The sequence below is a fragment of the Pseudomonas sp. B2021 genome, assembly GCF_018135665.1.
Lineage (GTDB): Bacteria > Pseudomonadota > Gammaproteobacteria > Pseudomonadales > Pseudomonadaceae > Aquipseudomonas > Aquipseudomonas lactis.
The window spans coordinates 3,095,308-3,102,799 of sequence record NZ_SMOF01000001.1; the positions used below are offsets into that span (position 1 = coordinate 3,095,308).

The window sequence follows — 7,492 nt, forward strand, 5'->3', positions numbered from 1 at the left end:
TTTCACATCTGCAAAGAGGAAATAACCCATGGGCTACAAACTACCGAACGGCGGCACCTTCCAGCACGCCGCAACCTACGCGACCGCACTGGCGTTCACTGCCATCAGCAACGCCGCCGAGGCCGTTGCTACTGTCGTCGGCGGCACCATCGCTGCCGGCGATATTGTTCTGCTCACTTCCGGCTGGAGCAAGCTGGATAGCAAGGTGGTGCGCGTGAAGGCAGCCACGGCAACGGCGATTACCCTGGAAGGCATCGACACTACCGACACGCAGGTCTATCCGGTCGCCGGCGGCGCGGGAACGATGCGCAAGGTGCTGACCTGGGTGCAGATCCCGCAAATCTCCGACGTGGCCTTCTCCGGCGGCGAACAGAACTACCTGGATGTGGTTTTCCTCGAGGATGACCAAGGCAAGCAGATCCCCACCGACAAGTCGGCAGCAAGCATGGTGCTGACTATCGCCGACGACCCGGCCCAGGCCTTCAACGGGGTGCTGCTGAAGGCGGACGCTGGCAAGCAGATCGAAGCGGCGCGACTGAACCTGCCCGGTAACGACACCCTGCTGTACGGCACCTACACGTCGTTCTCCAAACAGCCGGCGGTGTCCCGTAACAACCTGCTGACCCGTACCGTAAGTCTTGCGTTGCAGGCTGAGCCGACCCGCTACCTGACTGCGGCGGTGTAACCCATGGCAAAGATCAGGATTGCTCAGAACGCCACGTTCACCGCACCCGTGCTGATTCCAATCGTCGGCAGCGCGCCTCAGAAGGTTGAATTCACCTTTAAGTACCGGGATCGCGCCGAGCTTGCCGCTCTATTCGATGAGTGGAACGAGAAGCGGAAGACGGCGCAGGCAGCATTGGGGGATAAGCCGTCTTGGTCGGAAATTGTGGCCGTGGATACCGAGCAACAAACCCAGCAGATCAAGGATCTGGTAGTGGGCTGGGGCTTCGATGACGAATACAACGAAGACAACATCGTCGCGTTCGTGAAGTCCTGCCAGGGCGCCGCCGAGGCTGTCGTTAAGGCCCATGAGGGCGCATACAGCCAGGCTCGCCTGGGAAACTGATCGAGGCGGCGCGTGCGATGTACTCGCCGAGCGCGCCTGATGCGATTATCGGCATGTTCGGCCTTGCCCCTGGCGACCTGGTTGAAGAAGTGGAGGTCTGGCCCTGCAACTGGCCAGCCTTCCTCCTGTTTAACCGAATGTCCACTCAGTGGCGAGCAGGCGCTGGCGGCGCGATTGGTCTCGACTATAGCTGCATCCGCGACGTGGCCGGCTTCCTCGGCATCAAGAAAAAGAAACTCGCTGAAATCTTCCCTGACCTTCAGGTGCTGGAAGGCGAAGCCCTGCGCGTTATGGCGGAGGAAAGGGAAAACAGCCCGTAACCACGGGCACTTATTCAAGGTGAGTCGATGAACATTGCAGAGCTCGGCGTCAAGATCGACTCGGCCGATGCAATCCAGGCTAAAACGAGCCTGGATGAGATGGCGAAGGCCGGCGGCCGTGCCGAGCAGTCCGCCGTTTCGCTGATGAACGAAATGCAGACCCTGGAGAAGTCGCTATCCACCAGCGCCAAAACCACACAGGACCTGGCGAAGCAGCGTGACGCGCTCGCCAAGCTGACCAAGACCGGCGCCTATGGCGAGGCCGAGGCCGCGAAGATCTCGGCTCAGCTGGATAAGCAACAGATCGCCCTGGCCAAGTCTGCGATGGACGAGCAGAAGGCGCTGAACAGCCTGCTGGGGGCAATTGATCCGGCTCGTGCTGCACTGGCAAAGCTGGATACCCAGATCGAGCAACTAGGGAAGCACCTGGACGAAGGACGGATTAGCCAGGAAGAGTACAACTCTGCTCTGGGTAAAATGTACAAGGATTACGCCAAGCTCGAAAAGACCACAACCGGCTTCGACAAGCTGCGCCTCGGTACCCGCCAGGCACAGGAAAACGTTGTTCAGCTCGGTAACGCGCTGTCTTCGGGGGACTGGGGGAGCGGCGTTCGCGCCGTGGCTCAGCTGGGGGCTGGCGCTGGTGCAGGGGCCGCTGGACTCCTTGCCATACTGGCTCCGCTTGCCCTAGCCACTGCCGCTGTGGGCGGCCTGGCGTACGCTTATCACAAAGGCAGCGAAGAACAGGACAGCTACAACAAGTCGCTGATCCTCACTGGAAACTATGCCGGTATCAGTGCTGGACAACTGGGCGACCTGGCGCGTCAGGTTAGTGCGACAGTCGGTACCACAGGCCAGGCCGCCGCGGTCCTCGCTATGCTGGCGGACAACGGCAAGATCGCTGGTGATAGCTTCGCGGGCATTACCCTGGCCGCTGTGTCGATGCAAGAGGCTACCGGCAAGGCTGTAAGCGAGACGGTCTCCGAGTTCACCAAACTGGCCGACGACCCGGTAAAAGCATCTGCCGCGCTCAATGAGCAGTATCACTACCTGACCGCTTCGGTTTACTCGCAAATTGCAGCGCTGGAGCAACAAGGCAACCACGCCGGCGCCGTGAAGCTGGCAACTGAGACTTACGCCGACGCTATCAACGAGCGTACGCCGAAAATTTTGGAGAACTTAAGCTTCTGGGAGAAGGGATACAACGCTGTTGCTCGCGCTGCTGACAACCTCAAGAACGTCGGTCGACCGGACATTGGTGCAGACATAGAGCAGGCCCGCCGCGACCTGGCCGATGCTCAGAAGGGCAATATCGGCCTTTTCCAAAACCAGAAAGAGATGATCGAAGTTCGGCAAAATCGCCTGAACATGCTGGAGGATGAGAAGGCGGCCCAGGCCGATATCGCCAAGTGGGAGGGTGAGCAGGCCAAGGCTCAGGGTGATGCCGTATCGTCAATGACGAAAATTGACGCCTTGACCAAGTCTGCGTGGACAAATGAGCAAAAGCGCACGGAGGCGATCAAGGAGTACAAGCGGCAACTCGAAAACATCCGAAAGGTTGCGCCGAACGACCCGCGATTGAACCAAGCAGCGATCGACAAGAACCTGGCGAATATCAATGAGCAGTTCAAGGACCCGAGAGCGCCTGGCACTCAGGTAGATCTGACCGGCTTCAATGGCGCGAAGAACAATCTGGCTTCTATTGCCGCCGACTACAAAAACTACCAGAAGGAACTGGATGCGGCGCAAAAGGCCGGGCTGATATCTGAGGCTGACTACCTTCTGCGGCGCCAAGCCCTGATCGGCAACGAGCGTGACCAGGTGACGGCAGCCTACGAAGCCGAAATCAGCGCGCTTGAGTCCGCCAAGGGCAAGAAGACCACCTCAGCCGCGCAAAGCATTCAGCTGGACCAGAAGATCGCCGACGCACGCGCGGGCATTGTCAAGGCGCAGAGAGACGCTGATAGCCAGCTTGAAGTGCTGGCGACCAATGAGACGGGCCGCCTGGCCAGACAAGAGCGCGCGATCAGTACCTACGTACAGGCGCTTGGGCAGCAGCAGCGAGCCTTGGAGCTTGCCGGGCAGCGCGCCGTACTTGGCGTGGGGCAGGGCGATCGGCAAAACGCGCTCAGCGGCGAACTGAACAGCCAGCAAGACCGATTTGCTCAGCGGTCGCTGGAGTTGGCCAACCAGAAGTCGGACCCGTCGCGGAACATGTCGGAGGAAGAGTTCATCCGCAAATCGCAAGCGCTCGCAGACGCGAACAAGGCGGCTACTGACCAAATCCGGCAGAACTACGCGGATGTAGAGAACGCCCAGGGCGACTGGACGAAGGGGGCGACAGCTGCCTGGGATAACTACCTTGACTCGGCGCGCAACATAGCCGGCCAGACGAAGAGCCTGTTCGGTAATGCCTTCAGCTCAATGGAAGACTCACTGGTTAACTTCGCCCTATCAGGCAAAGCATCGTTCGCTGACTTTACCAAGTCGATCCTGGCCGACATGGCGCGCATTGCTACCCGCCAAGCCAGCTCGGCGTTGCTGGGCAGTCTGGTGGGGGCGGCTGCAAGCTACTTCGGTGGCAGTGCGGCCGGCGGCGGGAATGGCCTGGCGGCTGGGTCCGCAGGTGCTACGTCGTCGAACCTCGGCGCATCGCAGGCAGGCTACTCCGGCACCTATTTCCAGGCCGACGGTGGAGCCTGGGCCAACGGTGTGCAGATGTTCGCCGACGGCGGCGCCTTCACTAATTCCATCGTCAGTAAGCCCACGGCGTTCGGTATGGCCAACGGCAAGACCGGGGTCATGGGAGAGGCGGGGGAAGAGGCCATTATGCCGCTGGCCAGGACTTCCAGCGGGAAGCTCGGGGTTGTTGCCATGGGCGGCGGAGGCGGCGGTGTAAATCTGAGTCTCAGCATGCCGATCATCTTAAGCGATCAGGAAGCCGGTCGGCCTGATGGTGCTGAGTTCGACGCCGAGACCTTCCAGCGCAACATGGAGGCGCGCACCCGGCAGGTTGCAGTCGAAGAAATTGCCAAATCTTGGCGACAGGGTGGTGTAAGCCGCCGCAACGTAAAGGGATGACTCATGGCAATCGAACGTTTCACCTGGGCAACGGAGAAGGGCGCGGAGGGCGATATAGCCCAGCGCGTCCGCTCCAAGAAGTTCGGCGACGGTTACGAGCAGTCAGTCGAGGATGGGATCAACAACCGGACGCAATCCTGGCCGGTGACCTTCACTGGCTTGAAGCCGCGCATCAAAGACATCATGGCGTTCCTGGATCGGCACAAAGGGGCCCGGGGTTTCCTATGGGAGCCGCCCCTGGGCGAGCTTGGCCTCTACAAGTGCAACGGCTACAAGCCAGTGCATCGCGGGGGACAGGTCTACGCCATCACCGTCACCTTCGAACAAACCTTTCATCCCTGAGACCTACCCATGGCACTGATCACGGACATCCAGAAGCTGGAGCCCGGCGGCGAAATTCGCCTGTTCGAAATTGACGGGACCGAGTACGGCGCGGATTACCTGCGCTTTCACGGCCACGCCATCCCTCACACGCCCGATGAACTGCTGGCCTATGAAGGCTCTGAAGCGGATTTGCCGGCCAAGTCGATTTGGTGGCAGGGCGCCGAGTACGCGGCCTGGCCGGCGCAGATAGAAGGCATAAGCTCCAGCAGCGACGGCACGGCCTCTCGACCGACATTCGCCGCCGGCAATATCAATGGCCGATTGACTGCCCTGTGCCTGGCCTTCGAGGACCTGCTGAAGTTCAAGCTGACGGTGCGCGAGACTCTGGCGCAGTACCTGGATGCGGCGAACTTCCCCGACGGTAACCCAACTGCAGATCCGACTCAGGAGGCTCTGGAGATCTGGTACATCGACCAGAAAACCAGCGAAGACGGCGAGGCAGTAGTCTGGGAGCTTTCGTCGCCGGGCGAGATCGACAACCATGGCCTGCCTGGCCGGCAGATGACCACGTTCTGCCACTGGGCCATGACCAATGGTTACCGGGGGCCCGATTGCGGGTACACCGGCGCGGCCATGTTCGACGACGAGGACAATCCCACAGATGACCCGGCACTTGACCAGTGCAAGGGCTGCCTGTCGTCCTGCAAGTTGCGCTTTGGCGAGAGCAACGAGCTCAGTTTTGGTGGATTCCCCGCCGTCAGCTTGATCGCCAGGAGTTGAGCATGCGCAAGCACATCATCGCAGCCATCCAGGCGCACGCTGCCACCGAGTACCCGAAAGAGTGCTGCGGCCTGCTACTGGCAGTCGGGCGCGCACAGAAGTACTTCCCGTGCCGGAACATCGCCACGGAGCCGAACGAAGAGTTCAGGCTTGATCCAGAGGACTATGCCGCGGCGGAAGACTTTGGAGAGGTGATCGGCATCGTTCATTCACACCCGGACGCCACCAGCCGGCCGTCACCGCATGACTTGGCCATGTGCGAGGCCACGGCGCTGCCTTGGCATATTCTGAGTTGGCCCGAGGGCGACCTGCGAACGATCACCCCGACGGGCAGCACGCCGCTGCTCAAGCGTCCGTTCGTGCACGGCGCATGGGACTGCTGGCAGGTCTGCGCTGACTGGTATCAGCGTGAGTGGGCCCTTGAGTTCGAAGCGTTCCAGCGCGCCGATGGTTGGTGGGAGAGTGCGGAGAACGCGAGCCTGTACGAGCAACACTACGAGGCGGCGGGGTTTGTACGCGTCGACCGCCCACGGCGCGGCGACATGATCGTTATGCAGGTTGGCCGGACAGTTCACCCGAATCATGCTGGCATTTACCTTGGCGCCGATCCGTCGCTACCAAGTGAAGAATCGGGCGCATTCGGCCCTGGCCCGTTCCTGTTGCACCACCTGTACGGCAGGCCGTCCGAGATCATCGTCTACGGTGGGCCTTGGCATGACCGGACACGTCTGATCCTCAGACACAAAGACCGGCACGAATCATTTGATATGAAGGGGGCGCTTCAGCAAGTTAATGGAGGGTGAGCAGCAGTGGGTTCTCTTCTTCAAAGATGTTTTGCTCAGGCATATTTCTTGAGAAAAAACCCTCAAATACCACCTGGAATCTCTCCCGACAGTCGTATAGCTGTGCTCTCTTGAGGTTACGTATCTTGTAGCCGTCATTCCGATCGAAGTGGCAGCCAAATGAAAGGAAACAGTGGCTGAAGATGCGAAACACCTGCCAGTAGAGCTGAGGGTCGATTTCCTCTTCCTTGGCCAATTGGTAGAGAGCCCACTCTAAGAGCCAGTATTCATCTTGTGCCCAGAGCGCGTGCTCGTGTAGCTGGCCATTGAATGAGTTTTCGTCGTAGTCATCGCACCGCGGGAAGTTTCTTTGAACTACAAATCGAGGGTCCATCACGAGGTTCCTTATGTCTGCGTGGCAGACAGTTCTTTATCCACGACGATAATCTAAGCTCGGAGGGCCACATGCAAATCATACACCGCTACATGCTGACCATTCATGACCTCTTCACCTTCACCGGTGGCGGTATCTGCGGCGCTGAAGCCGAAGTCGCCATTCTTGATGGCGGTGTCGAGATGGATCGCGTGAAATTTTCCGGCAAGTGCCAGAGCAAAGGCGGCTACAGCCGCAGCTACCATGGCAAGTCAGGGCTTCAGGCTGCGCTTGTATCTGGTCCGGGTAGAATTGATTTTGGCTTGGCGCAGGCAGTCGCTATCTAGGCTCTTCGCCGCCACCCATAAACTCATCGGTTCCTAGCCTGTGCGACCCATACTTCACAGTGTGGCCATCACCTAGATGCTCAGCCTCGATCTCTGCGACATTCTTGTCGGCGTAGATGTCAACAAAGGTCCATGGATCATTACGACCCACTGCCCACCCCAGCACCCATCCAGGCATATCCGGATCTGCTGGTAGATTTTTCACGAGACTTCTGACTGACATGGCCATTCCTTGGTAATTGAAGGCGCAACGCTACTACGGCAATCGTCAGGCGAGTTACTGGCATTCCATCCATGCTGGATGCCTAGCTAGGAGATAGCATATAGCGCGTCAGCTTTCGACCCAAAGTGGTCAATGAGTTACCCGCGATAGCAGCACCGAATGGCTATCCAGTGGCAGGGTGAAGGCAGTTTCT

At 59.4% G+C, this 7,492-nt stretch carries 10 protein-coding genes; 8 read left to right on the plus strand and 2 right to left on the minus strand.

From position 1 onward, the window contains the following. Positions 1 to 28: 28 nt before the first annotated feature. Genes E1K68_RS13755 through E1K68_RS13785 form a run of 7 tightly spaced genes read left to right on the plus strand, consistent with a single transcriptional unit; the run spans position 29 to position 6,377 of the window. Positions 29 to 685: a phage tail protein gene (locus E1K68_RS13755; protein ID WP_078825120.1), complete on the plus strand. Its 657-nt coding sequence runs from the start codon at positions 29 to 31 to the stop codon at positions 683 to 685. Positions 686 to 688: 3 nt separating this feature from the next. Then, positions 689 to 1,069 (plus strand): phage tail assembly chaperone, encoded by a 381-nt coding sequence (locus tag E1K68_RS13760; RefSeq protein ID WP_212614251.1) that lies wholly within the window; start codon positions 689 to 691, stop codon positions 1,067 to 1,069. A 17-nt stretch (positions 1,070 to 1,086) separates the two neighbouring features. Further along, positions 1,087 to 1,389 (plus strand): DUF1799 domain-containing protein, encoded by a 303-nt coding sequence (locus tag E1K68_RS13765; RefSeq protein ID WP_094774174.1) that lies wholly within the window; start codon positions 1,087 to 1,089, stop codon positions 1,387 to 1,389. Positions 1,390 to 1,416: 27 nt separating this feature from the next. Further along, on the plus strand, positions 1,417 to 4,470 hold the full coding sequence (locus E1K68_RS13770) for a phage tail tape measure protein (RefSeq protein WP_212614252.1): 3,054 nt from the start codon (positions 1,417 to 1,419) through the stop codon (positions 4,468 to 4,470). A 3-nt stretch (positions 4,471 to 4,473) separates the two neighbouring features. Further along, positions 4,474 to 4,812: a phage tail protein gene (locus E1K68_RS13775; RefSeq protein ID WP_058409918.1), complete on the plus strand. Its 339-nt coding sequence runs from the start codon at positions 4,474 to 4,476 to the stop codon at positions 4,810 to 4,812. 9 nt (positions 4,813 to 4,821) lie between these two features. Further along, a complete protein-coding gene (locus tag E1K68_RS13780) occupies positions 4,822 to 5,574 on the plus strand; it encodes a phage minor tail protein L (protein ID WP_212614253.1) in 753 nt (250 codons plus the stop codon). Between the two features lie 2 nt (positions 5,575 to 5,576). Next, on the plus strand, positions 5,577 to 6,377 hold the full coding sequence (locus E1K68_RS13785; RefSeq protein WP_212614254.1) for a C40 family peptidase: 801 nt from the start codon (positions 5,577 to 5,579) through the stop codon (positions 6,375 to 6,377). Here E1K68_RS13785 and E1K68_RS13790 read toward each other — a convergent pair. Then, positions 6,364 to 6,750, minus strand: coding sequence for an Imm41 family immunity protein (locus tag E1K68_RS13790; protein WP_034135907.1), 387 nt, complete (start codon positions 6,748 to 6,750; stop codon positions 6,364 to 6,366). The genes E1K68_RS13785 and E1K68_RS13790 overlap by 14 nt on opposite strands. Positions 6,751 to 6,821: 71 nt before the next feature. On the opposite strand from E1K68_RS13790, the gene E1K68_RS13795 reads away from it, so the two are divergent. After that, entirely contained in the window at positions 6,822 to 7,076 is a 255-nt protein-coding gene (locus E1K68_RS13795) for a hypothetical protein (protein ID WP_034135906.1), read from the plus strand. On the opposite strand, the gene E1K68_RS27830 is transcribed toward E1K68_RS13795, so the two are convergent. Beyond that, positions 7,069 to 7,299: a hypothetical protein gene (locus E1K68_RS27830; protein ID WP_034135905.1), complete on the minus strand. Its 231-nt coding sequence runs from the start codon at positions 7,297 to 7,299 to the stop codon at positions 7,069 to 7,071. The two genes, E1K68_RS13795 and E1K68_RS27830, sit on opposite strands and share 8 nt — an antisense overlap. Positions 7,300 to 7,492: the final 193 nt, after the last annotated feature.

Coding starts and splice junctions, on each gene's coding strand:
- E1K68_RS13755 (WP_078825120.1), top strand. CDS start 29: ATGGGCTACAAACTACCGAACGGCGGCACCTTCCAGCACGCCGCAACC.
- E1K68_RS13760 (WP_212614251.1), top strand. CDS start 689: ATGGCAAAGATCAGGATTGCTCAGAACGCCACGTTCACCGCACCCGTG.
- E1K68_RS13765 (WP_094774174.1), top strand. CDS start 1,087: ATGTACTCGCCGAGCGCGCCTGATGCGATTATCGGCATGTTCGGCCTT.
- E1K68_RS13770 (WP_212614252.1), top strand. CDS start 1,417: ATGAACATTGCAGAGCTCGGCGTCAAGATCGACTCGGCCGATGCAATC.
- E1K68_RS13775 (WP_058409918.1), top strand. CDS start 4,474: ATGGCAATCGAACGTTTCACCTGGGCAACGGAGAAGGGCGCGGAGGGC.
- E1K68_RS13780 (WP_212614253.1), top strand. CDS start 4,822: ATGGCACTGATCACGGACATCCAGAAGCTGGAGCCCGGCGGCGAAATT.
- E1K68_RS13785 (WP_212614254.1), top strand. CDS start 5,577: ATGCGCAAGCACATCATCGCAGCCATCCAGGCGCACGCTGCCACCGAG.
- E1K68_RS13790 (WP_034135907.1), bottom strand. CDS start 6,750: ATGGACCCTCGATTTGTAGTTCAAAGAAACTTCCCGCGGTGCGATGAC.
- E1K68_RS13795 (WP_034135906.1), top strand. CDS start 6,822: ATGCAAATCATACACCGCTACATGCTGACCATTCATGACCTCTTCACC.
- E1K68_RS27830 (WP_034135905.1), bottom strand. CDS start 7,299: ATGTCAGTCAGAAGTCTCGTGAAAAATCTACCAGCAGATCCGGATATG.